Genomic DNA, 26,728 nt, shown 5'->3' with positions numbered 1-26,728 from the left:
CGAGGCGGATCCTCAAGAGGGGGATCCTTGGCGATGGTGGCCGGCACAGCGGGTCACAGCGGCTCACAGCCTCGCCAGTCCGCTGTCCAGGAGCTCCCGGGCGTTCAGCCCTGAGCCGACCAGTCCAGCATTCTGACCCAGTTCCGCCGGAACGATCCGCGGCCGCGGCTGGAAGGTCAGCAGCTGATCCACACGGGCGATAACCGGGGCAAAGAGTGCTTCCCGCGCCTCAGCCAGGCCGCCGCCAAGCACGACGGTCTCCGTGCCCAGGATGGCCACGCACTGGGCGATGTTGAAGGCAATGGCGTCCACTGCCTCCGACCAGATCCGCCCGGCTGCCGTATCCCCGTCCTGCGCCATCCTGAGCACACTTCGGGCGCCATCGGCGGCAGAGCCAGTGGCCTCGGTATAACGCCGGGCAATGGCCCCGGCCGCCCCGATGCATTCCAGTCTTTGCACTGAACCGTCCGACCCGGGGACCGGCGCGTGGCCTAGCTCTCCGGCATACGAGCCCCCGACCACCCGGCGGCCGTCGCTGAAGATGGCCCCGGATATTCCCGTGCCGATCACCATGACAATTGCGTCGCTGCACCCACGTGCTGCGCCGAGCCGAAACTCTGCCTCGCCGGCCATTTTGGCGTCGTGGCCCAATGCCACGGGCACTGCGAGCCGCTCACGCAAGCGATGAACGAACGGATAGTCCTGCCAGCCCAGATTGACGGATAGAACACCGGTACCGGTCTTCTCGTCCACAAGTCCGGGCACGCCCACGCCGATGGCCGCGATGTCAACATCCGGGTGTGTCTGTCGGTATTGCTCAGTCAGTTCCACAATCCGGTCCACCACGGCGTCTCCAGGCAATGCTGCGTCACGAGGGGTCCTAGTCCGCCGCACATCCCGCATCGGCGAGGACCCTGTTGCGATTGACCCATCAGGCAGGAGGCCTACCTTCATATCGGTCCCGCCGACATCGAAAGCCAGCACGGCGGAGCTCTCCTGCGGGTTCATGCCGGCTCCTGCTCGATGAAGCGGCCTGGAACAGTCCCGGCGGCCGTTCCTTCAACGATCATCAATACATCTCCTTTGTCTTTTGGCAGGCACGCTGCTGCCCGAACGCTGTAAAACGACGGCTCGGCGGCCAACTTTGGCGCGGCCTTGGCATGGAGCGAGATTCAGAGTGGCCCTTCACGGGGCAGCTTTCCTGCGTTCAAAGGATTGCATGGAAAGCGCATTCCCGCTAGTGTGAACAGCAACCCACCTCCTGAACAGACTGTGAGTACCCTCATGACCTTTGTCGCCGGTTCCGATCCGAGGAAGCAGCCGGCTACCCTCACCTCCGGCATCTGTTCGGTGACGCTTCGCTCCCACAGCATCGACGAGGTGATCGCGGTGGCCGCCGGGGCCGGGCTGTCCGGGATCGAGTGGGGCGCCGACGTCCACGTCGTCGACGCCGCCTCCGCGGACCATGCCCGGCAGGCTTGCGCCGCTGCCGGACTGAAGGTCCTCTCGCTGGGCTCGTATTACAGGGCAGGCGACTTCGGCGACTTCGACGACATTGTGTCACTGGCCGTCCGAGTGGGCGCACCGCGGGTGCGCATCTGGGCCGGCACGGTAGAACCGGACCAGGCGGATCAGCAGCTGTGGGAGGCGGTAGTGGCGGACACCCAGCGGATCGCGGCGTCAGCCGCGGAACACGGAATGCAGCTCGCCTTCGAATACCACGGGGGCACCCTCACCAGCACGCTCCAGGGCACCTTGGAGCTTCTCGATCGGGTAGACCGGCCCAATGTGGGAACCTACTGGCAGCCGGCCGTCGGGCTCAGCGAGCAAGACGCCCTGGCCTCGTTGCGCCAGGCGATTGGGCGCGTGGCCGGCGTGCACTGCTTCTCCTGGTGGCCCGGGACGGAGCGGCTCCCACTCGAGGGCCGCAAGCACCTTTGGCAGGCCGTGGCCGACGTCGTCCGGGAACACGGCCGGGATATGGACCTGATGCTTGAATTCGTCGAGGGGGACCTGCCGGAAAACGTCGTCCGTGACGCCGGCTTCCTGCACAGCATCGCAGCGAACGCCGGCTGAGGCGCCAAAGCAACACGCTTGCGGGTCTTGACTCCCCGCATTTTGTTCGTTTTAGTTCAAGTTGAATCATTTGAACAACTTGAACTCTATTGGGGAGCGCGGTCATGATGTCCAATAAGCGGAAAGAGCTGATCCTGAAGCAATTGGCCAGCAGCGGATCGCTGAATGTCACGGAATTCGCGGCCAAGGTCGGCATCACGGGAATGACGGTGCGGCGGGATCTGGCGGTGCTGGAAGCCGAAGGGCTGCTGAGCCGGGTACACGGCGGCGCCGTTCCGGCGGCCGCGCCCGCCCGGGCTGATCGCCGCGGCCGCAGCGTCGCCCGCCCGCCGCTGGCAACAATCGGGATGGTGGCGCCTTCTGCGGCATACTACTTCCCGGGAATCATCCGAGGGGCTGAGGCTGCGGCGCAGGAAATGGGAGTTCGCCTGGTCCTGGGCGTTTCGAAGTACTCGCCGACGGAGGAGTGCCTGCAAATCCAGCGGTTACTGGCGAGCGGTGTGGATGGACTCCTGGTCACACCCAGCCATGAATCGCTGGCCGGGACGCCCACACTTGACCTGCTGACCGCCGCGGACGTGCCCATCGTCGTCGTCGAACGCCTAATTGACGATGTCCTCGACTCCGGCAGGCTGGAATCGGTGCGCAGCGACCATGCGCGGGGGGCAGAGATCGCGGTCAACCACCTGCTGGCGCTCGGCCACCGCAACATTGCCTTGTGCGCCCGTGACAGCAGCCCCACAACTACGCCGATCGTCGAAGGCTACCGCCTCGCGCTGCAGAAGGCCGGACTGGCCCACGATGCCGGCAGGATACGCACCATCTCCCCGTCCCCGGATGACCCCGAGGCCCTCCGGGGGCAGATAGGCGCCATCCTGGACTGGTTCGCCGATGAGGGCGTGACGGCCGCCATCATCCACAACGACGAGGACGCCCTGACGTTCGCTGACTCGTGCACGGCACGAGGCATCCGCATCCCGGGGGACCTTGCGTTGGTGGCGTACGACGACGAGATCGCGTCCCTGGGGTCCGTGTCCCTTAGCGCTGTGGCTCCGCCGAAGTTCGACGTCGGGTACCAAGCGCTGCAAATGTGCCTGAACAGGATCGGTTCCCGGCGCGGAACCTCTCCTGCCCTGCAGAGGCTCAACCTGTCTCCCACATTGGTTGTTCGGGAATCTACCGCCGGCTAGTACCAGGGTCTCCCATTGGTTCAAATGTTCAATTCATGTTCATTTTGTTGTTTTAGCTTGATGCTGCGTGTTTCATTGAAATACACCATGTGGCGTTGACCACATCCCACCTTCGCATCGTGGATTTCAAGGGAGCATAATGAAGCGTCGCAATCTACTTATCGGGGCCGCCAGCCTGGCCACCAGCGCATTACTGCTGGCAGCCTGCGGAACGGGCCCCACCCCGTCCGCGGCCCCCACGCCCACCGAGGATCCCTCGGGCACCATTACCTTCTGGTCGGCACTGGCAGGCATGGACAAAGTGGCAGCCGCGTTCAACGCGAGCCAAAGCAAAATCAAGGTCACCTTCGAGACTATCCCCAACGCCGACAGCGGCGGTTACGCCAAGCTGTCCACGGCCATCACCGCAGGTAACGGCCCCGACGTCTCCACCATCGAGTACCCGCAGTTGCCGCAGTTCGTCAGCAACGGCCAGCTGCAGCCGCTGGATGGACTGATCGACAAATCCGCCACCGTGGATAAGCTTGGCGGCGAAATCCGGGGCATGGTCCAGTTCGGCGACAAGACCTATGGCCTGCCGTATGACGCGGCTCCCATGGTCATGTACTACCGCAAGGACATGCTGGCCAAGGCCGGCGTCGAAGTCCCCAAGACCTGGCAGGAATTCGAAGAGGCGGCACGGAAGCTCAAGTCGGTGGCACCTGACGCCTATCTGGCAAGCTTCAACCCCAACCAAGTACCGGCCACCGCCGCACTTGCCTGGCAGGCGGGGGCCAAATGGTTCGGCACGTCGGGCGACAGCTGGCAGGTCGGCGTGAACGATGACGCCACCAAGAAGGTGGCCGGCTACTGGCAGAAGCTGATCGACAACAAGCTCGTCAAGGTGACGCAGGCCTACAGCGATGAGTGGAGCCTTGACCTGGCGAACGGCACCGTCGTTGGTGTCGTCGGCGCGAACTGGAGCGCCACGGGCATCCAGAAGCGGACTGAAGCGAGCGGACAGAAGGGACAGTGGATCGCCGCCGAAATGCCGAACTGGGGCACACCGGCCGGCGCGTTCTACGGCGGCTCCAGCTTCAACGTCACCAAGAGCAGCAAGAACCCGGCAGCCGCTGCCAAGTTCATCGAGTTCCTCACCACAAACCAGGAAGCCATCAAGGCGCGCGGGAACACCGGCTCGGCCTTCCTGGCCTTCCCGGGCCTGACTCCCGTGGCACAGGCGGCCTACGACGCCAGTTACTTCGGCAACGATATCTACGCCGTCTTCGACAAGGCGTACAAGACAGTCAGCCCGGGCTGGCAGTGGGGCCCCAGCTGGGACCTGACCAACACGGCCCTCAAGGACGCGTACGGCAAGCTCAGCACCGGCGGCACCGTCCTGGAGGCAGTAAATACGGCCCAGACGGCAACGGTGGCCGGACTGAAGCAGAACGGTCTTTCCGTCAAAGAGTAGTTACACCCCCTGGGCTGCCTCTGCGGAGGCAGCCCAGTCAGTTAGGAGATCATCATGGCCTCTCAGGCCCTCACCATTGTTCCGCGCAGCAAGCGCAGTGCAGTCTCAGGAACCGGCGGCAGGACCGCAGCGCTCTTCCTGGTCCCGTTCTTTGGTGTCTTTGCCATCGCCATGGTGGCACCGGTCATCTACGCGATTGTGCTGAGCTTCTATGCACAGCAGAAGTCGGGCCTCGGTTTCGGTGAAGCCAAGACGGCCTTTGTTGGACTCGAGAACTACCTGCAGGTCCTGCAGTCGGAATCGTTCGTCAGCGGCATCGCCCGGCTTGGCTTGTACTGCCTGATCTACATTCCCTGCATGGTGGGCGGCGCGGTCATCTTTGCGCTCCTCCTGGATGCAACGGTCGCCCGGGCACGCAAGCTGTTCCAGCTGCTCGTCTTCCTTCCGCACGCCGTGCCCGGCGTCATCGCGGCCCTGATCTGGGCCTACCTCTACACTCCGGGCATCAGCCCGCTGGTACAGGCGCTCCAGGGCGGCGGTATCCAGATCAACTTCCTGGATGCACACATGGTCCTTCCGGCAATCGCCAATATCGGTGTGTGGGAATGGACCGGCTACAACGTCATCATCCTGTTCACCGCCCTGCAGGCCGTTCCACGGGAAATCCTGGAAGCGGCGCGGGTGGACGGTGCAGGCGAAATCCGGACGGCACTGAGCATCAAGTTCCCGCTCATCCTGCCGGCGCTGAGCGTGATCATGCTGTTCACCATCATCGGAACCCTGCAGCTCTTCACGGAGCCCTCCATCATCGCCAAGGCAACCCCGTCCATTACCAGTACCTGGGTACCCAACATGTGGGCCTATGACGCCGCCTTCATCAGACACAACCTGAACCAGGCCGCAGCCGCCTCGATCATCATTGCCGGGCTGGCAGCAATCCTGTCCCTGGTTGTCACCCGATTCAGTTCCAGGATGAACAAATCATGAGCACCAATACCCTGCCCCTCTCCCGGAAAAAGACGCCCAAGCGCGCCGGTACGAAACCCGCGCCGCGCCAGAATTTCACGGCACGCCAAGGCGGTTTCGCCAGCAAATTCACCGTCAACGGACTGCTGATCCTGGGCTCCCTCTACATGGTGGTTCCGGTCCTGTGGCTGCTCGTTGCGTCCACCAAGAACGCCGCAGACCTCTACGGCACCAGCGCCTACGCCTTGGGCAACTTTGCCCTCTTCGAAAACATCGCCGCAGTGGCAGCCCAGGACGGAGGAATGTTCTTCCGTTGGATGGGCAACTCCGTCCTGTATGCGGGCGTCGGCGCCGTCGTTGGCAGCCTCATCTCCGTCATGGCCGGCTATGCCTTTGACAAGTTCCAGTTCCGCGGCAAGGACTCGCTGTTCGGATTCGTGCTGGTTGGGGTCCTGATTCCCAACACGGCAACGGTGCTGCCCATGTATCTGCTGGCATCGGTGGTGGGCATGACCAACACCATCTGGGCCGTCCTGATCCCCGTCCTGTGCAACCCCTTCGGTGTGTACCTGGCCCGCGTCTATGCCGCTTCCTATGTCCCCATGGAGACGCTGGAGGCAGCGCGCGTGGACGGCGCCGGACCCATCCGCTCCTTCTTCTCCCTGGGCCTGCCCATGATGATGCCGGGCTACATCACCATTGCCCTGTTCCAGTTCGTTGGGGTATGGAACAACTTCATGCTTCCCCTGGTGATGCTCCAGGACCAGAAGCTGCTGCCGGTCAGCGTGGGCATCTCCATCTGGCAGGGCTACGCGGTCCCCCAGCCCGAGTTCGTCCCCCTGGTGATCACAGGTTCGCTGCTCTCCGTGATTCCGCTCCTGCTGGCGTTCATCATGCTGCAACGCTTCTGGAAGTCCGGACTGACCGCGGGAGCCGTCAAATGAGCCCCAAAATCCTGAACGTAGCACTTGCCATGGGCCCCGGCGTAGCCCCGAGGATCTTCTCCACCCAGCGCTTGGAATCCCTGAACCCTGACCTGCGGCTCCTGAGCCAGGAGCCCATGGAGGACTTCACGTCATCCCGTTCGTTGGGGCTGCTCGCCGAAACCGACATCCTCATCACCGGATGGGGCTGCCCCACCGTGGATGCCGCCGTTCTGGATGCCGCCCCACGGCTGCGCCACATCCTGCACGCCGGCGGGACCGTGAAGCACCATGTGGACAGTGAGTGCTGGACCCGGGGCGTCCAGGTCAGCACGGCAGCAGACGCCAACGCCATCCCGGTGGCTGAATACGCGCTGGCCATGATCCTGCTGGCCAACAAAAGGGTCCTGCAGATCGCGCGGACGCTGCACACCGAAAAGTCACCCATCGAGCCGGACCAACTGTTCCCTGACATGGGCAACTATGGCAAAAGGGTGGGCATCATCGGTGCGTCCAAAATAGGCAGGCACGTCATCCGCCTGCTCGAGCCGTACGACCTCGACGTCGTGGTGGCCGACCCCTACTTGACCCCGCAGGATGCCGCTGCCCTCGGAGTGCAGGTGGTGGGCCTGGCGGAACTGGTGGAAAGCAGCGACGTCGTGTCCCTGCACGCACCGTCGCTTCCCTCCACCCTGAACCTGATCAATGCCGACCTCATAGCGCGCCTCCGGACCGGGTCCACGTTCATCAACACCGCCCGCGGCGAGCTGGTGGACCAGGACGCACTCCTGGCGCGACTGGAACGGCACGAACTGTTTGCCATCCTGGACGTCACCACGCCCTGGGACCTGCCCGCGGACTCGGGCTTCTACACCAACCCCAACGTTCTGCTGACCCCTCACCTTGCCGGATCCCTCGGCAATGAACTGGAGCGGCTGGCCGCCACCGCCGTGGCCGAAGCCCACCGCGTTTCCCGGGGCGAGCCGCTGCGCTTCCCCGTCCAGGTCGAGGACCTGGCCTACACCGCCTGATCAAGCAGCCGGTCAGGGCACCCTGCGAAAGCAGAGCCCGACGGCGGCACCCGGCTTTTGAAACCGGCGCGGGTGCCGCCGTCGAACCCCCTGAATCCATCTCCTCCCTTCGTCCCCAACGAGTAAAAGGATGTTCAATGAAGAACCCACAGATCAGCAGGCGAGCCATCTTGCAGGCAGGCGGTGCGGCAGGTCTGGCCGCCGCGCTTGGCCTGCCAACGTCCGGACCGGCGGCCGCCGCGGATTTGTCCGCCCAGCGCAGCGGGCGCCACACCACCGAAATCATCGACCTGGGACCAGCGGTGGTCCAGTTCTCGCTGATGAGTTCGATCCTGGTCGGCGACATCGTCTACATCGGTTCCCGCAACCTCGATCCCGTCCGCATCGTCGCTTTCCACGTGCCCACGGGCAAGGTAGTCGGCGAGACCGTACTGGACACGGGTTACAGCATTCAGGCCCTGGCGGCCGATTCCACGGGCCGCTACCTGTACGCCGGTGTCCTCCAGAATGCCGTTGGCACCCTGCCGAACCTTTACCGCTGGGACCTGGCCACCCTGTCCACGAAGGCAACACCGATCGGCCGGATCGGTGACCGCGACGTCCGCGACCTCAGCGTGGCACCGAACGGCCGCGTGTACGCGGTGGGCGGCGGCAGTCCCACCAAGCCGGCGCTGTGGGAGTACAACCCCGCGACCGGCCAAGTCATCAGCCTGGGGATCCCCGATACAGGCGCCACGCTGGCGCGCGCGGTTGCGGCCACGGATACCACAGTGTTCTTTGGCGCCGGCAGCACGCTCGGCGGCGGCGGCAGCGCGGGGCGGGCGTGCCTCTGGGTGTACAGCCGCGCCACCCGAACCTTCGCGAACGTCACCCCCTCGGAGATGCTGGCCGATCCCAGCATCCGGGAACTGGCAATCCTGGGAGACAAACTCCTGGTCAGTTCCGCCGCGTCGACCCAACAGTCCAAGGTAGCTCTCCTTAGCCTGGACAACCTCGCCTCCTATTCCGTGGCGACGTCCATCGGCAAGACCGCCAAGAACTTCACGAGCATCGGCGACAAGGTCTACTTCGCCAACGAAACGGGCATCTGCGTGTACTCCGTGGCCTCCAATTCGGTCTCGCAGCTGACGCTCAACGGCCCGTCCCTCGGCGAAATCTGGGGCGTGGACGCCCGGAACAACAAGCTCCTGGCCACCTCGGGCTACGGCTTCGTGGCCGAGATCGACCCCGGCACGGGAAGCATGGCCGTCACCGACCTTGGCGAAGCCGGGGCCTCCGCCACTCCGCAGACGGTCATGGGCATTGCGGCAGGCGCGGGATTCGCCTACGCAGGCGGCAATGGCGTGATCGCCCGCCACTCGCTCGCCACCGGTGACGTGCTTAACCTGCAGTCCCAGGGCGAGGCCAAGGACGCCGTGATTGTGGACGGAGTCCTCTACACCGGCCAGTACAGCTCGCAGGGCATCTGGAAGTACGATCCGCGCAGCGGCCAGCCGATCCACCAGGCCGCCGATTTTCCCGGCGCGCAGAACCGGCCGCTCGACGTCTGCTGGGACGAGGTCAACAAGCTCATGCTGGTCGCCGCGCAGTCCGACACCGAGGGCGGCGGGTCCTTCTGGACCTACGATCCCACCAGCGGGGCGAAGCAGTGCTTCATCAACCCGATTGACAACCGCCAGCTCCTGCGCGCCGTGGCCACCCGCGACGGAGTGGCCTACCTCGGCGGCGGCCTCCCCACACTGGACGGTCCGGGAACCATCGTCGCCTTCGACCCGGTTGCCGGCAAGGAGCTCTGGAGGATCGAACCCGGGACGGGGGCGGGCATTTCCGCACTCGCCATCCAGGGGCGAAACCTGTACGGGCTAACCCGGAAGGGTGGCATCTTCGTCATCGACATCCCCACACGCACACTGGTGCACCAGGCCGACATCAGCTCCCTGTCCTATGGGTTCGGTGCCCTGGTAGCCAACCGCAGCGTGATCTACGGCGTCTCGGACACCAACGTGTTCCGTCTCGACCCCAAGACGTTCGAAGTAGCCACCGTGCTCGCGGACACCAAAGGCGGCTGGTACAGCGGATCCCACATCACCAACGATGAGAACGGCTACCTCTACACCATGCGCGGCCGCAACCTCGTTCGGATCGACGACCACCCGAGGCGCTGACGTGCTCGAATAAAGCCGATCGCTGACCCCAATGTCGACAGGCGTTGGGGTCAGCGGCATGCCCGAATTGGGCTGGGCGTAGGGTGGAAGTTAGACGGAAGGAGCACTTCATGAAGAAAATCCTCATGGTACTGACCAGCGTTTCCGAGATCGGCGATACCGGAGAGAAGACCGGATACAACGTGGCCGAGGCTGCACATCCCTGGAAGGTCTTCAAGGATTCCGGGCATTTCGTCGACTTCGCGTCCATCCAGGGCGGCCAGCCCCCGCGCGACAAGGTGGACTCAAAAGATCCCCTCCAGGTCGCCTTCGCGGAGGACGAGACCACGCGCGCCGGTCTCTACAACACTGCCCGCGTCGACGTGGTTGATCCCGACCAGTACGACGCCGTCTTCCTCGTGGGAGGCCACGGCACCATGTGGGACTTCCCGGACAGCGAAGGATTGCAGAACCTTGTAGCCAGCGTCTACAACGCCGGCGGCGTGGTGGGCGCTGTCTGTCACGGGCCGGCCGGACTGCTTAAGGTCGAGTTGGCCAACGGCTTTCGGCTGGTCGAGGGCAGGAAGGTTGCTGCATTCACGAACGACGAGGAGGTTGCCGCAGGGAAGGACAAGGTCATCCCGTTCTTTTTGGCAGACCGGCTTGAGGAACAGGGCGCCACCCATGTCTCCGCTGGTGTCTTTGAGGAAAAGGTCGTGGTCGACGACCGGCTGGTGACCGGCCAGAACCCAGCGTCAGCGGCCGGCGTGGCCAAGGAGATGGAGAAGCTCCTTGCAGAGGTCATCCACCAGGAAAAAGCCGAGGAGCAGCACGAGGCGGAGGCTCTGCGCGCCGAGAAGGACGCCGAGAAGAACGCCAGGAAGGCTGCTGCGGCAGGCACCGAGCACTAGCGCCCGCAGCGCACTGACACTGGCGGCCGCCTCGACGACGGGGCGGCCGCCAGTCGGCGTACGTGCCGGCGACCACATTGTCCAACGCATCGCGGGCCTGCTTCCGGTTCCGCGCTCGACGATGTACGGCAACCTCAACAAATCAAGGGGCCAAGTTTGGGGCAAAACAAACCCCTACTTCCCTTTGTTTAGAAGGGAAGCAGGGGCCTTGCCAATTGGCGGTGACGGTGGGATTTGAAACCTCTCCCGCGTCATTGCTGGCAAGGAAAACCGCTAGATTCCGGGGAATTTCATCACCTGAAATCACCTGTTTTCATGGCCGATGTGCCCAAAATGTGCCCACGATGTGCCCACGGCGAGCGCGGGTCGCTGCCATGGCCTCAACTTAATTCGCCCTTTTCGCTAAGTTCGGATGCAGCTGAGGCCCGGACTCCGTGGAGTCCGGGCCTTGCTGTCGGCGCTGGCGGGGTCACTGGGCGAAAGGACACCTATCCCGCCATCGTTCCGTCTGTCCTGCCGCTGCTATGAGCTGTTACGGCTGGCGGTGACGTTGACGCCTGGTCTGCTACGGCTTCGGATCCGCCTTCATTGCCACCTTGATTGAAGGGCGGGCGAACGTCACGGGTTCGGGCACTGGAGGGGCGTTCCTGCGCTGCTGGACGGCGAGCGCAAAGTCAGGCAGGGCCTCACCTGGCACATACGTGACTTCCAAGCCGGTGTCTGGGTGGACGGTGGTGAGGTAGTCGGTACAAATCCTGCTTTCGCTGGTTCTGGCCTGCCCGCCCTGGTGTACTGCCACCGCGCGTGCTTCGTCGCGGTCAAGCCCAAGGTCTTCGAGCTGCTCCTCGTTCACTGTGCGGCTCACGCGGCGCCCTGGATGGCCTTGTAGACGGCGAACGCTCCCGGCCGCGCCGGCTGCACGTCGCCGCGCCAGTGGGCGAAGATCGCAACCTGACCTGTTGCTGCCAAGAGTTCCGTGGCGACCTGGAGCGTCAGCCCCAGCCGCTGGCCGATCAGGAGGTTGTCCCATGCTCCTACGAAGAGGTCAGTGGCGCGGCTGGCCATGGTTCCCTGGGTGTAGCCGGACGGGATCTGGTTGCTGGCAAAGCGGGGGATGTCGGCCACGTCGGACGGCAGCTGGAGCGGCTGGCCGGTGGTGTCGGTGGCCTTGGCGTACTGTCTGGCGAGCTTGGTGCTCCAGATCAGGCCGGTTGGCGTTTCGTTCCCGTCGCGGACGGTGTAGATGGTGTCCAGCACTTCGCTCCAGTAGCTGCCGGCGGTCTGGATGGTGCCGTTGGTGGCAGCTCCCAGCACGTTGGCTGGCTTGGTGGCGTTCAGTGCAGCGAGTACGCCGCGGGGGTTCGGGGGCGTCGGCAGGTTGATAGAGCCAGCGCCGGCCACGATGCCGCCGTAAAGCGCAATGAGGTCGATTTTCTGGGCGATTTGCTGTGCCAGGGCATTCTCAATGAGAGCGCCGCCGTTGTCCGAGTCCTGCAACCATTCCATGGACACGTCTACGCGGGCCGAGAGTGTCTTGGAATCGAGCTGGACGTTATCAAATACCGGAGTGGAGTCGGCTATGGCGCTGGCTTCGGCACGGAAAGCAGCGGTGGGGTCACCGGTCAGTCTCCCGATATTTACGGTTTTCGCGAGCATCGGGACAATGGACGCGCCGGCCTGCATTACCGCGGAGTGGTTCCGTGCCAGGTCGATCATCTGGCCATTCCAGACCGTGGGGACCACCGCGGAGCCGCCGCCCGTGGTGGCCAGTGCGCGGAGCATATCGCCGCTGCCGCTGTACCGGTCAAGGGCCGCGGCTTCCGCGCCGGAGGCCCGTTCTGTGTTGCCCTGGATGGTTTCATGGTCCTCAAAACGCTGGCCGGAGCGGAGCGCGGCTGGGGCCCCGGTGTCAGTGCGGATCCACTGGCCTGAGCGGTCCTCGCTGCGAGCGCTGGTGCTGCCGGGGGCACCGGGGATGTTGCCGAGGGCGCTTGCCATGCTGGCGGCGTCGTCGTTGAAGGACCGGAGCCGTTCGACGTGGCTGCGGACGCTGTCCATGTCTGCAGCGAGGGTGTCGAATTCGGTGTTCTCGGCCGGCGTCAGCTCGCGCTTCTCGGATTCGGCACGGTCGATGATGGCGCGGGCCTTCGCTTCGGCCTGGTTACGGCGCTCGGTGAGCATTTCAATCATGGATCTGGTCAAGGAAATCAACTCCTGGGGAGGGGCGCCGACGGGGCGCTGAGAGACTGCAAGGGGGATTTGACGGTGCTACGTCGCCGCGCCTGGAGAAATGGCGCTTGAGCTGGTGCAGTTCGTGCTGCCAGCGGCGGTATGCGGTTATCAGTTCCTGCTTTACGGTGCGTTTCGCGCTGCCGCCCCAGCCGGGAGAGTTTCAGTTGGCCGTTCTGGGTCCGGTGCGTTTCGCGCTGCCGGCTTGTCCTGGCCTTCTGGAATGAGCGTAACAGGAGCCGCGGACATTTCGTGGGCGGAAACGCCTGTGAGCGATTCTGCGGGCCTGTCGGAGCGCTTGCGGGGCTCAGTCGTCCAGTGCTTGCGAACGAGCTCCAGCGAGTCAGCGGCCGCCGTCAGTGATGCTGCCTTGCTGCCGTCAGAATCCAGTCCGCCGTCCGTGAGGAAGCCGGAGACCTGGGCAATAGCGGCGAGCGCCATATCCAACTGGTGACGAGTAGGTGGTCTTCCCATGATTATTTGGCGCCTTTCGGGTTGATTGCGTTGTCGATGGCTTCGAGCGCTTTTTTTCTCGCTGCGAGCTGGCCGCGGTTGATGGGTTCCCACCAGTAGGGCTGCCCGAACTGAGTTGCATATGCGGTTTCCCTGCCGCTCTTTTTGAAGACCGGGTGTCGAATAATTTTCTTGTTCCACACTTTTTCGACGCCTTCAAAACCTTCTTTGTTGATTTTGTTTGCCCTGATACTGATGCCTGATCTCGTTGCGCCAGCCACCACACGAGTTTTCAGTGAGGCCTTGATCTGGGTGCGCATTCCCCGTGTCCGGCTGCGGCTTGCCGGCTCCGCTTGGTAGACGTTCACTGCCCGCAGATAGGCCTTCTTCTTCCCGCGGGCCTGGACCAACCGCACACGCTGACCTGACTTCACCGCCTTGCCCGGAAGAGGCGCGGAAAGGATACTCCGCTGGTCCTTGATGATGTCGTCGCCGACGCCGCGTAGATCCTTGCGGAGCTTCCGCTGGATGGACGGCCCGATGGCCTTTGCCTCCGCCATGACCTGGCGGAGGTTGGGTGACGTGATGGTGATTTCTACAGGGTCATTGGCCATTGTGGTGGTCCTTTCAGTGGTTTTTCGTGGCTGTAGGGTCGCCTACCCGGAGTTTGGTGTAGGTCCCACTTCCCCTAGATGTAGAGGGTTTCCCTACAAAAAAGGGCAATCTCAGAGTTTTCCAAGGGGGAGAAAAAATGGAAGATGCGCGGGTCGCCCGCTGGCCCGATTCCTAAAAAATCGGGCTCTAATTCTCGGCGGCGATGGCTTGCTGTCTCTCCTCGAGCCAGCGGGCCCCGTCGATGCCGCCATGGGTCAGGACTGCGGCGGCGAGGCCACAGGCCACGAGGGCCAGCGTTCTGGGACTGGTGGAGCCGGTGACCATCAGGAAGGCGTCAGAGTCCCTGGCTTCCATCAATGCCCTGGTCACGGCGAGCGCTTCCTGTTCGACTAGCCGGCTCTCTGCTGTGGTGCTCATGGTTCCTCCTGGTGTGTGGTGGGCCTACTGCCCAATGTCTCCCCGACCCGACCCGTCCCGGTAAATCCAGAACTGGCAGGCTGGCCTTCTGCGGAATCTGCTGGTATCTGCGGATAATCTGCTGGGCTGCCTGCCCAGTACTTCCCGACCCGACCCAAGACCCGACCCGGAAAGTCCAGACTTTCTGGGCATGTCCGCTGGCGGTCCTGCTGGGCTGCCTGCCCAGTACTTCCCGACCCGACCCAAGACCCGTCCCGACGAATCCAGATTTGGTGGGCAGGTGGTCTGCCGGAATCTGCCAGAATCAGGCAGATCGACTAACCGACTACCAACCCGTCCCGTCCCGACATGGCTAGGTCCGGGAGACCTCTGACCTAGGTCAGTCTTTGGTTTGGTGTTTGGTCTGGGGGCTGACCTGTTCTCTTAACCCAACAGATACCCTGCCCTGCCCTGCCTGGGCGCGTACCCGCACGCGCGCCCGCGGGGATACCTTTTTGCCCTGATATCAAGCCTGATTCCTGTGCCGGATCAGATTTGATTCTGGGCCTGATCTTTCTGCGGCTGCCTGCTGGTCCCGGATCAAGTCAGCGGCCGCTTATGCGGGCGACAAGTTCACGGGGACTCTGCGAGGGCGCTGTGGGCTTCGGTGGCAGTTGCCCTGGTGGGCCTCGCGCGCCGGCCCCGCGTGGTTGGCTGCCGTGGTCCGGTGTGCGGGCTCTGCGGATCTGGCCGGGTGTTGCTTCCGTTGCGCATGATGGGGCTGGAGCTGTCTGGCGGGGCAGCTCAACAGCAGGGAGAGCCTGCGGGCCGTTGGCCTTGGCAGTGTCTGGGACGGGTCGGCGGTTCGCTGGCCATATGGCCGCGATCAACGCCATGAGAACGTCTAGGAGTCTGTGCATTGTGTGGTTCCTCCTTTCTTCGCTTGAGGATGGATTGGCATAGGTGTTCTAGCTGGTGTGGCTGGGGTTCCGGCGAGCTTCGCGGCGAGCGCGGATCTCGGCCTTGAACTTGTCAGCCTCGGCTTTGTGGGCCGCGGCGTCGAGACGTGGTACATAACGGGCGTCTGTCGGAATTCCGACAGACCGGCCGGCGCTGCGCCTGGGGGCTGGGCCCACAGGGTTTGGCAGGCAGCCGGTGCAGAGTCCGGAGCTTGTCAGGTCCTCCGGGTCAGCGTCGCGGCCGCAACCACGGCACTCCTGAGTCTTACCCTCGAGGTCAGACATTCTGGGCTACCTTCCGTTTGCGGGATGGCATGGTCACAGTCGGCAGCATCTCGAGGCCGGCGCGTACCTGCTCGGGGTCGATGGTCAGATAGACGGTGGTGGTCTGCATGAGTGAATGGCGCATTCCTTCCTGGATGGTGAACGCGCTGACGCCGGCACGGTGCATCTCGGTGGCCGTCGCCGCCCTCAGCTGGTGGGGACGGTGCTTCAGACCCGCGCGCTTCATTGCCTCAGCAAGCAGGCCAGAGATTGAGTTGCCGGTGATGTGGCCCTCACCGGCCGGAAACATCCGGTTGGGTGTCCTGTTGGGGAACCAGAAAGCGTCCCTGGGCATCCTTGTTACGACATCCCACATCTGGGACGGGATAGGGATGTACGCCTCTTTCCTGCCCTTGCCAATCGTCCTGAGCGTGCGGGTATCCCAGTTGATATCTTCGCCGTGGATGGCGGCGATCTCTGAGACGCGCAATCCAAGGTAGTAGTGGGCGCACACCATGACCTGAGTCCTGAAGTAGATGCCAGAATCCAAGAGCTTCTGGATATCGGCCGCTGCGACAGGGTTCGGCTTCTGTTTCTGCGCCTTGACCTTCGGCAGCTTGGCAGCCGGGTTATCGAGGCGTAGGCCTTCATCCTGCATCCACGTGTAAAAGCCGTACAGCTGGGCCTTGCGGTGCACGCGCGTTGAGTTGGACCAGTCCTGGCCGGCCATCCAAAACACAATGTCGCGCCTTGTGCAGGTCATGAAATCAAGACCTTCACGACTCATCTTCCGAAAGAAGATCGAGTTCTCCTTGATAGTGCGGGCAGCGAGCCCGCGGGCCTCCCCCTCATAGCCAAAGAGCGTCATCACCTTCTCATTTCCCTCTAGGATTTCATCCGGCGTGGGCTCGTGGTGGTCCGGGACGACGGCGAGCGCGGGGCGGTTCATGGCTGGCCTACTTCCTGGAGTACTTCGCCCAAGAGACCGTGCAGCGTCGTGGCCGCGGGCACATCCAGACGGGCATAGGGCCGGCTGTCGATGTAGAACTCAAAGCCCTCCACTACGTTCCACGACGTCGTGACTCCCCAGGCATTATCTGGGCTGTAGCGGCTCGGGCCGCTGTAGGTTGTGGGCTGGTCACAAATGTTGCCGGCGGTGTGTTCCTCGGGGAAGCAGATCCCGCACGACGGGTCCGGCGTGAAGCCAGCCGGCGGCTCTGCTGTATCCGCTACCTGCGGCGCATTGAACAGCGCGTCAAACGCCGGGTCAGATAAGGGGAGGTCTTCGAGGTCCTGGGCGGTAGTGTGGTTCATAGCGATTCTTCCCTCTTCCAGGGGTTCGGATCTGCGAGCGCTTCCGGTCGGTTGTTTGGCGACGACACCGGGAGCGCTTTTCTTTTGTCTGCGGGCCGTTGGCCCTGGTCTGCGTCTAAGCACTTGCCAGCTCGTGGCCGGTCTGAGTGCGGGTCTGCGCGTCAAGCCATGCCTCCACGTCGCTGGCGCGGTAGCGGACGCCGCCGCCAAGCTTGATGAATTTGGGACCTACGCCCTTGTATCGCCACTGGGCAAGAGCTGAAACGGTCTTGTGCAGCTTCTGGGCCAACTCTGTGGACGTGAGCAGTTCGGATTCCATCTTTACTCCTTCGTGTGCTGAATCAACACTGCGCGAGCTGCGGTTTATGTCGATAGGACATTTCTAGCATCAATGCTATTTGTGCGCAAGCCGTGGGATGTAAAGTGATGGAATGACACTTGAAAACTGGGCGGCCGGCTACACCGCGCGGATTGTTGCCAACATCAAAGCCGAGCGCGAGGCGCAGAACCTGACGGCTAAGCAGCTATCTGAGGCTTGCGAGCGCGTGGGTAATCCACTCGGGCGCGACGTCATTGCCAACTTGGAGAGCGGACGCAGAAGCTCCCTTTCCGTTACTGAGCTCCTGACGTTTGCGGCTGCTTTGCAGCTCCCGGCCATTTCTCTGCTGTTTCCACCGGTCAAGGCAGGCTCAAAGCTCGAGGCCCTTCCGGGCGTCGAGCTGAGCAACTATGAGGCCATGCAGCAGTTTGATGGCATCGAACCGCGAAAAATCGAAGGAAGTCCGAACGAGGAAACGCTCAAGGCCCTACTGTTCCTCCGGACCATCCAGGATTCTGAAGCTGCCATCCTCGACTCTCTGGACGAGCAGGAGAGGTTAAGGTTTGACCTCCCCGACGATGCGTTCCTGAAAATCTATGGCAAGTCAAAGACTGCCCAGGACTCCGAGTTCAACGCCATTGTGCGGTACCACCTCGAGCATTCCCACGGCGTCCGGCAACGATTGGTCGAAATGACTCCTGAGGCGCAGCCGCCCATTCCAGAGCGGCTGTTGGGCCTCTATCTGACTCTGGAAGAGGGCATTCCGCCAAGGCACCCGCGCGCGAAAACATCGGTCCTGGCCAATGGCGACGATTGAGCCTTACGAGACGACGGCGGGCAAGCGGTATCAGGTCCGCTACCGGAAGCCGGACCGCAGCCAGACCAAGAAGCGCGGCTTTCGGACCAAACGGGACGCTGAATTGTTCCTGGCGAGCGTGGAGGTTTCCAAGGCCCGCGGGGAGTTCATCGACGCTACCGCCGCCAAGGCGCTGATAGGGCCACTGGGGGCCGCGTGGCTGGCTCGACAGACCCACCTAAAGCCGTCTGCCTACAGGCCGCTGGAATCCGCCTGGAGAATCCACGTGCTGCCGGCGTGGGGTAGCGTCGCCGTGGCTGATGTCCGGAAGACAGCAGTGCAGCAGTGGGTGTCCGAAATGTCACAGGGGGATGCTATGGCGACGCCGCCGCGGAAGCCCAAAGGGGCAACGCTGGTAATCCGTGCCTACGGGGTGCTGGCCGCCGTCCTGGATGACGCCGTGAGCGATCGGCGGACCCTCAGCAACCCCGCGCGGGGGGTGTCCCTGCCCCGGAAAGTGAAGAAACCGCACGTCTACCTCAGCCATGAGCAAGTGCACGCGCTGGCCGCTGCGAGCAAATACCCTGGCTTGGTCTTGGTGCTGTCCTACTGCGGCATCCGGTGGGGCGAGGCAACCGCGCTGAAGGTCAAGCACCTGGACATGCTGCGCCGCCGGCTGATGATCGAAGAGAACGCCGTCCAGGTGGGCTCCGTGATCCACGTCGGGACGCCTAAGAACCACAAAAAGCGCACGGTGCCCTTCCCGCGGTTCCTGGCGGAGCAGCTGGCGTGGCAATGCGAGGGCAAGGGGCGGGATGACCTGGTGTTCCCTGACGAGCACGGGCACTACCTGAGGCAGGCCCGCGTCCATGAGGACAATATGAGCTGGTTTGGCAGCGCCGTGAAGCGGACGGGCATTCCCCGGATCACGCCACACGACTTGCGGCACTCGGCGGCGAGCTTCGCCGTATCGGCTGGTGCGAACGTGAAGGTGGTACAAAAGATGCTCGGTCACAGCTCGGCGGCCATGACGCTGGACGTCTACGCGGATCTCTTTGACGGGGACCTGGACTCAGTTTCAGACGCTCTGGATCACGCCGTTTCTCTGGCAAATGTGCCCAAAATGTGCCCACCGGCCTAGTTTTGAGAAAGCGAAAGGCCCTGATTCCCTTGCAAACAAAGGGAATCAGGGCCTTGCCAATTGGCGGTGACGGTGGGATTTGAACCCACGTTGGCTTTGACACCAAACAACATTTCGAGTGTTGCACCTTCGGCCGCTCGGACACGTCACCAACCTGAATAGGTTACCGGAGCATACCGCCCATCCACAAAACGGCAGGCATTCCGCCCCCGGATGGTGCAAAGGGACAGCTAAGCCCAGTCCAGCGCCCGCGCGACACTTGAGGCTCTCAACTGCAGTGTCGCGGCTGGCGGTTCGGGTGGCAACCTTGAGGTCGGGTGATCAGGGTTATGCACATAGCCCTTCAGCCTCGCCGTTATTGTCACACCCTCCGGGGATGATTTGAGTATGGATAGCAGAGCAGCGGTGGCGACGGCGGAGGCCCTTTCGGTGTCCTTCGCTGAGCTGGCGGTTGTGCTCCGTGAGGCTGTCGAAGCCCCGGGCCAGTGTGCTGACCCGATGCATCGGAGGGCCGAGCTCGCGCTGCGGACGCTGGCTGCCGTGGCCTGCGGGGAGGCGACGATGGCGGCCCTGAAAGTCCAGGCGGTCGCCGACTATGACGACGCTGCCCAAGCGCTGGCGGGTCCGGCCACGTCACCTGAGGACAACACCGGGCAAGAGATGGCCGTGGTCGCGGAGGTCGCGTGCGTGCTCACGGTGAGCGAACGGTCCGCTGGGGCGCTGTTGGCCGAGGCCCACCAACTCACCACCAGGCTGCCCCTGACCTTATCCGCGCTGCAGGCCGGGCAGATTTCCTGGCAGCACGCGAGGGTCATGGTCGACGAAACCACCAATCTTGACCGGCCGGCCGCTGCGGCGTTGGAGGCGCATTTCCTGGACCCCTTCGTCGTAAATCCGGCACGTGGGGGCCCGGTCGGTGAGCTCATCCCCGGCCGGTTCCGGCACAAGGCCCGGACGTGGCGGGAACGCCACCACCCGGTCAGCATCGAAAAGCGCCACATCAAGAGCGCAGCCGACCGGCGCCTGGAGTATGCCCCGGACCGTGATGGTATGGCCTGGCTCAGCGCGTATCTGCCCGCCGATCAGGCCGCGGGGATCTGGGACCGCACCACCGCCGCCGCGAGAGCGCTCCAAGGACCTCATGAGGACCGGACGCTCAGCCAGATCCGTGCCGACACCGTCGCCATCTGGCTCCTCGGCGGAACCGGTGACCGGGCAGATATCGACGGCGGCAGCGTGGCTGCTGGTGTTCCATCGCCGAGGGCGCAGGTTCTTGTCACCGTCCCGGTCCTCTCGCTGCTGGGTGTCACGGACGAGCCCGCCATGCTCGACGGATACGGGCCGATCCCACCATCCATGGCCCGCCAACTGATCGCCGACGGCGCCGAGTCCTTCCACAGCGTCCTGGTCGACCCGCGCGACGGTGCACCGCTCGAGATCGGGCGGACCAGCTACCGAGTGACGAAAGCCCAACGCCAATGGCTGCGAATGCGGGACGGGAAATGCCCGTTCCCCGGCTGCAGCAACCACTCCCTCGACAATGAAGCAGACCACGTCCTCGCCTGGGCCCGCGGCGGCGCCACCGGGATATCAAATCTCGGTCAGCCCTGTCACAAACACCACAGACTAAGACACACCACAGGCTGGAAACCAATGGGCGCCACCAAGAATGAACCGCCCGGCTGGATATCACCCACCGGACGCCACTACCAAAGCGAACACCCCGACTGGGAACCACCCCAGTGGCCAAAACCCTGGCCGAATGGTCCTGTTCCGGGGCCTCATCGGTCCGACCTTCATCTACCTGGCAATGAGCTGCCCGACTGTGGGCTGCCATCGGACGACATATTCCCAGACGACACGCCGCCCGACGGACCCGTGCCCGAAGACCCCTACCCGAACTGGGACTTCACTGCCCACAGCACTGTCTGACCGCCAGCCCCATGCGGCGGCAGGGCCGCCTTTGGTCTGAGGCAGAGTCGGGGCGGACAGAACAGGGCTGCCTCCCATCAACCGTGCGAACCATCAACGGCGCGAACGGACAGTTAGGGCCCCGATTCCAAGGGCTCCAAGTGTCCGTTCGCGCCGGGTGGGTGTCGCGGAGAGCGCCCGCGGACTAGATTCATAAGCAAGATGACCAAGTCACGCAAAGAAGCGCAGGCGACCGCATACTGGACCACGGGCCCGGAACACGGCGAGCTCCGCAACGAGGCACTGCCCGCTCCCGGGCCCGGCGAAGCCTTGGTCCGCACACTGTATTCAGGCATCAGCAAGGGCACGGAAATTGTGGTGCACAAAGGCTCCGTCCCGCCCCGCGTGGCTGCGGAAATGCGCGCCCCGCACCAGGAGGGTACCTTCCCGTCGCCCGTGAAGTTCGGATATCTCTCCGTGGGCGTCGTGGAGGAGGGGCCCGAAGGCTGGGCGAGCCAGAAAGTCTTCTGCCTCAATCCGCATCAGGACCGCTACGTCATTTCCACTGACGCCCTCACCAGGATTCCCGACGGCGTCCCCGCCCGCCGAGCCGTCCTCACCGGCACCGTGGAAACCGCCGTCAACGCCCTCTGGGAAGCCGGACCGAGGCTGGGGGACCGGATCGCCGTCGTCGGCGCGGGTCTGGTGGGTGGCATGGTGGCGACACTGCTGCGGACTTTCCCGCTGGCCCGCCTGCAACTCGTGGACGTGGACCCGGAACGGAAGCAGTTGGCGGACAGGCTCGGCGTGGAGTTCACCCGCCCGGATGATGCCAAACCCGACTGCGACATCGTGTTCCACTGCTCCGCTTCCCAGGAAGGCCTCGAACGCAGCCTGCAGCTGGCTGGCGATGAGGGGGAGATCATCGAGATGTCCTGGTATGCCAACCGCAAGGTCACGCTGCCGCTGGGTGAAGACTTTCACGCACGCAGACTCTCCATCCGGGCCAGCCAGGTGGGCGTGGTTGCCCGGGCACGGCGGCACCGCCGGACCACGGCCGAGCGCCTGGAATTGGCAGTTGAGCTCCTCAAGGACCCCATCTTCGATGCCTTCCTCACCGGCGCCTCGCCATTCACGGACCTGCCGGCCGTGGTGCAGAACCTCGCCGATGGCACGCTCGAAGCCCTGTGCTATGTGATCGAATACCCCAACGCAGACAGCCCCGCGGAAGCCGACCCCAAGGACAGGAAGTAGCAAGTGTTCAGCCTGACCGTCCGACGCCACTTTATGATCGCCCACAGCCTGCCGAGGGAGGCATTTGGCCCGGCCCAGGCCCTCCACGGGGCGACGTTCGTGGCGGAGGTGACGTTCCGCCGTCGTGCGCTGAACCAGGACTCGATCGTCCTGGACATCGGGGCCGCCGGCAGCATCATCGAGGACGTGCTGTCCGGCCTCAACTATAAAAACCTGGACGAGCACCCGGACTTCGATGGCAAGCTCAGCACCACCGAGGCGCTCGCGGAATACATCGCCCACGCCGTCGCAGCCAAGCTCACGGATGACGACGACGGCCGCGAGCTCGCGGGGATCGACGTCACCCTGCGCGAAAATCCGGACGCGTGGGCCACCTACACCCTCGACCTGTCCGCCTGATCCCATGTTGGTCAGGTTCCTGGTCCCCGCCAACATCCGCCACAGCTCCGGCGGCAATGTCTACAACGCACGGCTCACCCAAGGTCTGAGATCGTTGGGGGTTGCCGTGGAGATGCTGGCGGTGGACGGTTCGTGGCCTGACGCCAGCGCTAGGGACCGACGGCGGCTGGGCGGCCTGCTGGGCGCCTGGGACCCAAGGCCGGACTCACCGCAGGCGGACATCACCCCGGAAACGGTCACCCTCGTGGACGGGCTGATTGCGTGCGGTGCGCCTGACGAACTGGAGTACGCCGCGGCCGCCGGACAACACACGTGGGTCCTTCAACACATGCCTTCGCCCAGCCACCCCGACGGCGAAGGGCGGGCACTGCGGGCGGCCGCCGGAGTGATCTGCGCCAGTTCGTCCGCAGCGGCCTCGGCGGCAGAAAAGCACGGGCTCCGCGCCAGCCCGGTTGCCCTGCCCGGGACGGACCCTGCACCCGTGGCGTCGGGTTCGGACCCGCCCCACATCATTGCGGTGGCCGCGCTGCTGCCCAACAAGGACCAGCTGCTGACCGTGGCCGCGCTGGCCCGGCTCCGGGACCTCGCCTGGACAGCGTCCCTGGTGGGAACGGACGACGCCGATCCCGCCTATGCGGCACAGGTCCGGGCAGCCATTGCCTCCTCTGGAATGGAGGACAGGGTGCGCGTGACCGGCCAGCTCGCCGGGACCGAACTGGCGAACGAATGGAACCGGACAGACCTGAGCCTTCTCGTGTCGCGGGCCGAAGCCTTTGGGCTTGTGGTGACGGAATCGCTGGCCCACGGCATTCCCGTCATCGTGCGGGAGGGAACCGGCGCCGTGGACGCGTTGGGCCTCGCCGGGAGACTCGCCGGAAGACTTGCCGGCAGGCTCGCGGGAAGACCGGACGGCGAGCGTGGTGGTGAACGTGATGGCGGGACATATGCGGTGCCAGGTGCCGCCGTCGGACTCGCCGGACCCGAAGGCGACGCACCTCGTGGCAACGGACCTGAAGACCACCACGCGGACGTGCTCGCTGCCGTGATCCGGCAGTGGCTGGTGGACGAATCCCTCCGCGCCGGCTGGCGTGACGCTGCTCTGGCGGCGCGGGAGCAGCTGCCCGGCTGGGACTCCACCGCCCGGAACGTCCTGGAAATCCTCGGCACGCCTGCCAAAACGCCTGGTGAAGAATCGCCCGCTGAAGAAATCTCCGCCGAGGGGATGCCTACCGCTGCGCGTACGGCCGGTGGACAATAAGCCATGACCACGCTCCCGACGTCCGCCGCCGTATTGACCCCCCAAGCTGTGATCCCCCAAGCCGTGACCCCACAATCCTTCAGCCAAGATGCCCCGAGCCAAGATGCCCCGGATCCGCAGGTGCTCACTCCGGAGCTCCTCAGGGCATGGGCCTGGCACAAGCAGGGCCTCGACGGCACACTCCAGGGCGCGGATGCCGCCGACGTGTTTCGCAGAGCGGGCTGGGCCCGTTCCGTCGGCGGCGCCAACCCGTACCTCACGCTCTTTGCCCGCGCGGGCACTAGCCGTGCGCGGGCGGATGCCGACGTCCTGTCGCTGAAAATCCATGAGCTGCCCACCGCCCGCGGCTGCACCTATGTGCTGGGACAGGATGACTTTGCGTGGGGCCTCCAGATCGGCCGGGACGCCGCCGTGGCGCCGTTCCGTGTGCTGGCAAGAATGGGCGTCGAGCGCGGCGAGATCACGCTGCTGGAGGAGGAGATCCTCCACGCCCTCGCCGAGGCCGGCAACCCGCTGGATCCCAAACAGCTCAAGGATCTCCTGGGCGATTCGGTCCGGAACCTCGGCGAGGAGGGCAAAAAGAAGGGCGCGGCCACCACGTTGCCCACGGCCTTGGGCCTCCTCCAGGCGGACGGCCGGATCCGGCGCGTGCCCGCCAACGGCCGGCTGGATCAGCAGCGCTACGCCTACACACTGTGGGGGCTGCCGCCCACCGCCATGGACGACGACGCCGCCCGCAGCCTCCTGCTGCAGCGCTATCTCGGCTGGACTGGCGGCGCCACGGTCAAGCAGTCGCAATGGTTCACCGGGTTCACTCTGGCCCACACCAAGGCGGCGTTGGCCGCCACTGGGGCGGTGGAGGTTCCCACCGCCAACGGTGAGGTGCTGCGGATGATGCCCGACGACGTCGGGCGGCTTGCGTTGTTCGAGGCGCCGGCGGAGGAACAGATTCAGCTGCTGGCCGGCACGGATTCGTTGGTCCTGCTCCGCAGGAACTCGGGGGATCTGTTTGCCGAGCAGCACAAGGGTAAGCAGGTCCTGGGGTCCACGTTGGCGTTGCAGGCTGACTTGCAGGATCATCCCATCTTCGACCGCGGCCGGATCATCGGGCTGTGGCAATACGATCCAGGGAAATCACGGATTGCCTATTGGCTCTTTGAAGGGGCCACGCCCGTAGTATCCCGGCGCATCGCCGAGGTAGAGGCCTGGATCCGGGATGAGCTGGGGGACTTCCGCTCGTTCAGCCTGGACTCGCCGGCCTCGCGCCAGGACAGGATCGGCGCCCTGGATGCCGCAGGCTGAGAGTCGTGCAGGCAGGTGAGAGCGCTACAGCAGGCCCGAGACGAATTGCAGCCCCCTACGCTACAGCTGGCTCCGGTGCGCTGCGAAGAAGTCCCTGAGGACCGCTCCGCACTCCTCTTCCCTGACGCCGCCGTAGACCTCAACCCAGTGGTTGAGCCGGCGCTCGCGGAGGATATCGAACACCGAGCCCGCCGCTCCGGCTTTCTCATCCCAGGCCCCGAAGACCACGCGGGGAATCCTGGCCAGGACCACCGCGCCGGCGCACATGGCGCACGGCTCCAGAGTCACCACGAGCGTGCAGTCGGCCAGCCGCCAGCCGTCCCCGGTGCCGCCGTCGAGTTTGGACAAGGCACGCAACCGGTCAGCCGCCTGCCGGATGGCCACCACCTCCGCGTGGGCAGTGGGGTCTCCCAGCTCTTCCCGCTGGTTCCGTCCGGAACCCAGCACGGCGCCGTCGGGCCCAATCACCACGGCGCCGATGGGCACGTCCTCCGTGGCCAGCGCGCGCCGGGCTTCGTCCAGGGCAAGACCCATCCATTCGAGGTGGTTCGTTTCTGCGGCGACCATGGCTCAATGATAGTTTCGAAGGATATCCAGCCTGCAAAGCATTAACGCCGGGGAGGCATAGTGGACACGTTCAGTGGCCGTCTGGGCAAATGGTTCAAACCGTACGCCGCCCTGTGGATCACCATGCTGGTGGGCGGTGCCTTGGTGGTCACCATGGCGCTCCTGGGTGCCGAGGTCTACGACAATGTGGTGGATAAAGAGGGGCTGGCCGCCCTGGACCTGCCCGCGCTGGAGCTGTCCCAGGGCTTGCGAAACCCCGCACTGGATGCCGGGGTAACGGCTTTTACCAACATCGGCGGGGGCATCGGCATGCCCATCCTGGCAAGCATCCTGACGGGCTGGCTCACGTTCCTGAGCCGGACGTGGCGCCCCATCGTCCTGGTGGGCGGCGCCGCGGCCGTCTCCACGCTGGCAACCACGGTGGGCAAGCGGCTGGTGGGCCGCAACCGTCCGGACCACTCCGAAGCGGTCCCGCCGTACGAGACTTCGCCGTCCTTCCCCAGCGGCCACACCCTGAACACGACGGTGGTGATCGGTGTCCTGGTGTACGTCATGTGCCTCCAGTTCGAGATGCTGTGGGCGCGCATCACGGCGATCACCGCAGGGGTGATCTTTATCATCGCGATGGGCCTCAGCAGGGTGTTCCTGGGCCACCACTGGCTGACGGATGTCATGGCCGGCTGGTTCCTTGGCCTTGCCTGGGTGGGCATGGTGATCCTGGCGCACCGGCTGTTCCACGTGCTGCGGAAACGCGAGCACGCGGGCCCGGCCCCCACGTTCGAACACCCCGCCCTGCGGGACGATCCGTCGAGCTGATTCCCGGCCGGACGCTGCCCGCGCGGGTGATAGTTTTGACG

At 64.4% G+C, this 26,728-nt stretch carries 26 protein-coding genes and 1 tRNA gene; 16 read left to right on the top strand and 11 right to left on the bottom strand.

What is annotated here, in order from left to right; translation table 11 throughout:
- Window positions 1-63: 63 nt before the first annotated feature.
- Window positions 64-1,008 (bottom strand): ROK family protein, encoded by a 945-nt coding sequence (locus tag MUN23_RS05250; protein WP_248762745.1) that lies wholly within the window; start codon window positions 1,006-1,008, stop codon window positions 64-66.
- Between the two features lie 276 nt (window positions 1,009-1,284).
- Between MUN23_RS05250 and MUN23_RS05245 the strand changes: the two genes are divergently transcribed.
- The 8 genes from MUN23_RS05245 to MUN23_RS05210 all read left to right on the top strand — a co-directional run bounded on the left by MUN23_RS05245 (window position 1,285) and on the right by MUN23_RS05210 (window position 10,694).
- Window positions 1,285-2,076, top strand: a complete 792-nt coding sequence (locus MUN23_RS05245) for a sugar phosphate isomerase/epimerase (RefSeq protein WP_248762743.1) — start codon at window positions 1,285-1,287, stop codon at window positions 2,074-2,076.
- 104 nt (window positions 2,077-2,180) lie between these two features.
- Window positions 2,181-3,266: a substrate-binding domain-containing protein gene (locus MUN23_RS05240; protein WP_248762740.1), complete on the top strand. Its 1,086-nt coding sequence runs from the start codon at window positions 2,181-2,183 to the stop codon at window positions 3,264-3,266.
- Window positions 3,267-3,405: 139 nt separating this feature from the next.
- Window positions 3,406-4,719 carry a sugar ABC transporter substrate-binding protein gene (locus MUN23_RS05235; RefSeq protein ID WP_248762725.1) on the top strand — a complete coding sequence of 438 codons (1,314 nt, stop codon included), beginning with the start codon at window positions 3,406-3,408 and terminating at the stop codon, window positions 4,717-4,719.
- Window positions 4,720-4,773: 54 nt separating this feature from the next.
- Window positions 4,774-5,706: a carbohydrate ABC transporter permease gene (locus MUN23_RS05230; RefSeq protein ID WP_248762723.1), complete on the top strand. Its 933-nt coding sequence runs from the start codon at window positions 4,774-4,776 to the stop codon at window positions 5,704-5,706.
- The gene (locus MUN23_RS05225) at window positions 5,703-6,629 is read left to right on the top strand and encodes a carbohydrate ABC transporter permease (protein WP_248762715.1); all 927 of its coding nucleotides are present in this window, start codon (window positions 5,703-5,705) and stop codon (window positions 6,627-6,629) included. The genes MUN23_RS05230 and MUN23_RS05225 overlap by 4 nt, the downstream gene beginning before the upstream one ends.
- Window positions 6,626-7,639, top strand: coding sequence for a hydroxyacid dehydrogenase (locus tag MUN23_RS05220; protein ID WP_248762713.1), 1,014 nt, complete (start codon window positions 6,626-6,628; stop codon window positions 7,637-7,639). Before MUN23_RS05225 ends, MUN23_RS05220 begins: the two co-directional genes overlap by 4 nt.
- Window positions 7,640-7,776: 137 nt before the next feature.
- Window positions 7,777-9,804, top strand: coding sequence for a PQQ-binding-like beta-propeller repeat protein (locus MUN23_RS05215; RefSeq protein WP_248762711.1), 2,028 nt, complete (start codon window positions 7,777-7,779; stop codon window positions 9,802-9,804).
- 110 nt (window positions 9,805-9,914) lie between these two features.
- Window positions 9,915-10,694, top strand: coding sequence for a type 1 glutamine amidotransferase domain-containing protein (locus MUN23_RS05210; RefSeq protein ID WP_248762698.1), 780 nt, complete (start codon window positions 9,915-9,917; stop codon window positions 10,692-10,694).
- 565 nt (window positions 10,695-11,259) lie between these two features.
- On the opposite strand, the gene MUN23_RS05205 is transcribed toward MUN23_RS05210, so the two are convergent.
- From MUN23_RS05205 to MUN23_RS05170, 8 genes are all read right to left on the bottom strand, one after another.
- Window positions 11,260-11,559 (bottom strand): hypothetical protein, encoded by a 300-nt coding sequence (locus tag MUN23_RS05205; RefSeq protein WP_248762690.1) that lies wholly within the window; start codon window positions 11,557-11,559, stop codon window positions 11,260-11,262.
- Complete coding sequence (locus MUN23_RS05200) at window positions 11,556-12,896, bottom strand: phage major capsid protein (protein WP_248762684.1); 1,341 nt, start codon at window positions 12,894-12,896, stop codon at window positions 11,556-11,558. Before MUN23_RS05200 ends, MUN23_RS05205 begins: the two co-directional genes overlap by 4 nt.
- A gap of 150 nt (window positions 12,897-13,046) precedes the next feature.
- On the bottom strand, window positions 13,047-13,397 hold the full coding sequence (locus MUN23_RS05195) for a hypothetical protein (RefSeq protein ID WP_248762682.1): 351 nt from the start codon (window positions 13,395-13,397) through the stop codon (window positions 13,047-13,049).
- Window positions 13,398-13,399: 2 nt separating this feature from the next.
- Window positions 13,400-13,990 (bottom strand): hypothetical protein, encoded by a 591-nt coding sequence (locus tag MUN23_RS05190; protein ID WP_248762680.1) that lies wholly within the window; start codon window positions 13,988-13,990, stop codon window positions 13,400-13,402.
- A 187-nt stretch (window positions 13,991-14,177) separates the two neighbouring features.
- Window positions 14,178-14,408 carry a hypothetical protein gene (locus MUN23_RS05185; RefSeq protein ID WP_248762679.1) on the bottom strand — a complete coding sequence of 77 codons (231 nt, stop codon included), beginning with the start codon at window positions 14,406-14,408 and terminating at the stop codon, window positions 14,178-14,180.
- A gap of 1,215 nt (window positions 14,409-15,623) precedes the next feature.
- Window positions 15,624-16,559: a tyrosine-type recombinase/integrase gene (locus MUN23_RS05180; RefSeq protein WP_248762677.1), complete on the bottom strand. Its 936-nt coding sequence runs from the start codon at window positions 16,557-16,559 to the stop codon at window positions 15,624-15,626.
- Entirely contained in the window at window positions 16,556-16,924 is a 369-nt protein-coding gene (locus MUN23_RS05175) for a hypothetical protein (protein ID WP_248762631.1), read from the bottom strand. The genes MUN23_RS05180 and MUN23_RS05175 overlap by 4 nt, the downstream gene beginning before the upstream one ends.
- 115 nt (window positions 16,925-17,039) lie before the next feature.
- Window positions 17,040-17,243: an AlpA family transcriptional regulator gene (locus tag MUN23_RS05170; RefSeq protein ID WP_248762610.1), complete on the bottom strand. Its 204-nt coding sequence runs from the start codon at window positions 17,241-17,243 to the stop codon at window positions 17,040-17,042.
- A 112-nt stretch (window positions 17,244-17,355) separates the two neighbouring features.
- On the opposite strand from MUN23_RS05170, the gene MUN23_RS05165 reads away from it, so the two are divergent.
- Both MUN23_RS05165 and MUN23_RS05160 read left to right on the top strand, forming a co-directional pair.
- Window positions 17,356-18,060, top strand: coding sequence for a helix-turn-helix domain-containing protein (locus MUN23_RS05165; RefSeq protein ID WP_248762598.1), 705 nt, complete (start codon window positions 17,356-17,358; stop codon window positions 18,058-18,060).
- Window positions 18,047-19,180: a tyrosine-type recombinase/integrase gene (locus tag MUN23_RS05160; protein ID WP_248762592.1), complete on the top strand. Its 1,134-nt coding sequence runs from the start codon at window positions 18,047-18,049 to the stop codon at window positions 19,178-19,180. The genes MUN23_RS05165 and MUN23_RS05160 overlap by 14 nt, the downstream gene beginning before the upstream one ends.
- Before the next feature lie 61 nt (window positions 19,181-19,241).
- On the opposite strand, the gene MUN23_RS05155 is transcribed toward MUN23_RS05160, so the two are convergent.
- Window positions 19,242-19,331 (bottom strand) — tRNA-Ser (locus tag MUN23_RS05155).
- Between the two features lie 236 nt (window positions 19,332-19,567).
- On the opposite strand from MUN23_RS05155, the gene MUN23_RS05150 reads away from it, so the two are divergent.
- The 5 genes from MUN23_RS05150 to MUN23_RS05130 all read left to right on the top strand — a co-directional run bounded on the left by MUN23_RS05150 (window position 19,568) and on the right by MUN23_RS05130 (window position 25,304).
- Window positions 19,568-21,112, top strand: a complete 1,545-nt coding sequence (locus tag MUN23_RS05150; RefSeq protein ID WP_248762585.1) for an HNH endonuclease signature motif containing protein — start codon at window positions 19,568-19,570, stop codon at window positions 21,110-21,112.
- 201 nt (window positions 21,113-21,313) lie between these two features.
- Window positions 21,314-22,345 (top strand): zinc-binding alcohol dehydrogenase, encoded by a 1,032-nt coding sequence (locus MUN23_RS05145; RefSeq protein WP_248762583.1) that lies wholly within the window; start codon window positions 21,314-21,316, stop codon window positions 22,343-22,345.
- Window positions 22,346-22,348: 3 nt separating this feature from the next.
- Complete coding sequence (locus tag MUN23_RS05140; protein ID WP_248762581.1) at window positions 22,349-22,744, top strand: 6-carboxytetrahydropterin synthase; 396 nt, start codon at window positions 22,349-22,351, stop codon at window positions 22,742-22,744.
- Window positions 22,745-22,748: 4 nt separating this feature from the next.
- Window positions 22,749-24,002: a glycosyltransferase family 4 protein gene (locus MUN23_RS05135; protein ID WP_248762579.1), complete on the top strand. Its 1,254-nt coding sequence runs from the start codon at window positions 22,749-22,751 to the stop codon at window positions 24,000-24,002.
- A 3-nt stretch (window positions 24,003-24,005) separates the two neighbouring features.
- Window positions 24,006-25,304, top strand: coding sequence for a DNA glycosylase AlkZ-like family protein (locus MUN23_RS05130; RefSeq protein ID WP_248762577.1), 1,299 nt, complete (start codon window positions 24,006-24,008; stop codon window positions 25,302-25,304).
- Window positions 25,305-25,364: 60 nt separating this feature from the next.
- Here MUN23_RS05130 and tadA read toward each other — a convergent pair whose 3' ends face one another.
- Entirely contained in the window at window positions 25,365-25,871 is a 507-nt protein-coding gene (tadA, locus tag MUN23_RS05125) for a tRNA adenosine(34) deaminase TadA (RefSeq protein WP_248762564.1), read from the bottom strand.
- Window positions 25,872-25,994: 123 nt separating this feature from the next.
- Between tadA and MUN23_RS05120 the strand changes: the two genes are divergently transcribed.
- Entirely contained in the window at window positions 25,995-26,687 is a 693-nt protein-coding gene (locus tag MUN23_RS05120; RefSeq protein ID WP_248763997.1) for a phosphatase PAP2 family protein, read from the top strand.
- The last annotated feature ends 41 nt before the right edge of the window (window positions 26,688-26,728 follow it).

This window comes from Pseudarthrobacter sp. SSS035 (genome assembly GCF_023273875.1).
Classification (GTDB): Bacteria; Actinomycetota; Actinomycetes; order Actinomycetales; family Micrococcaceae; genus Arthrobacter.
Note: the sequence above shows the minus strand (reverse complement) of the source record. Positions and strands in the feature narration are given on the sequence as shown.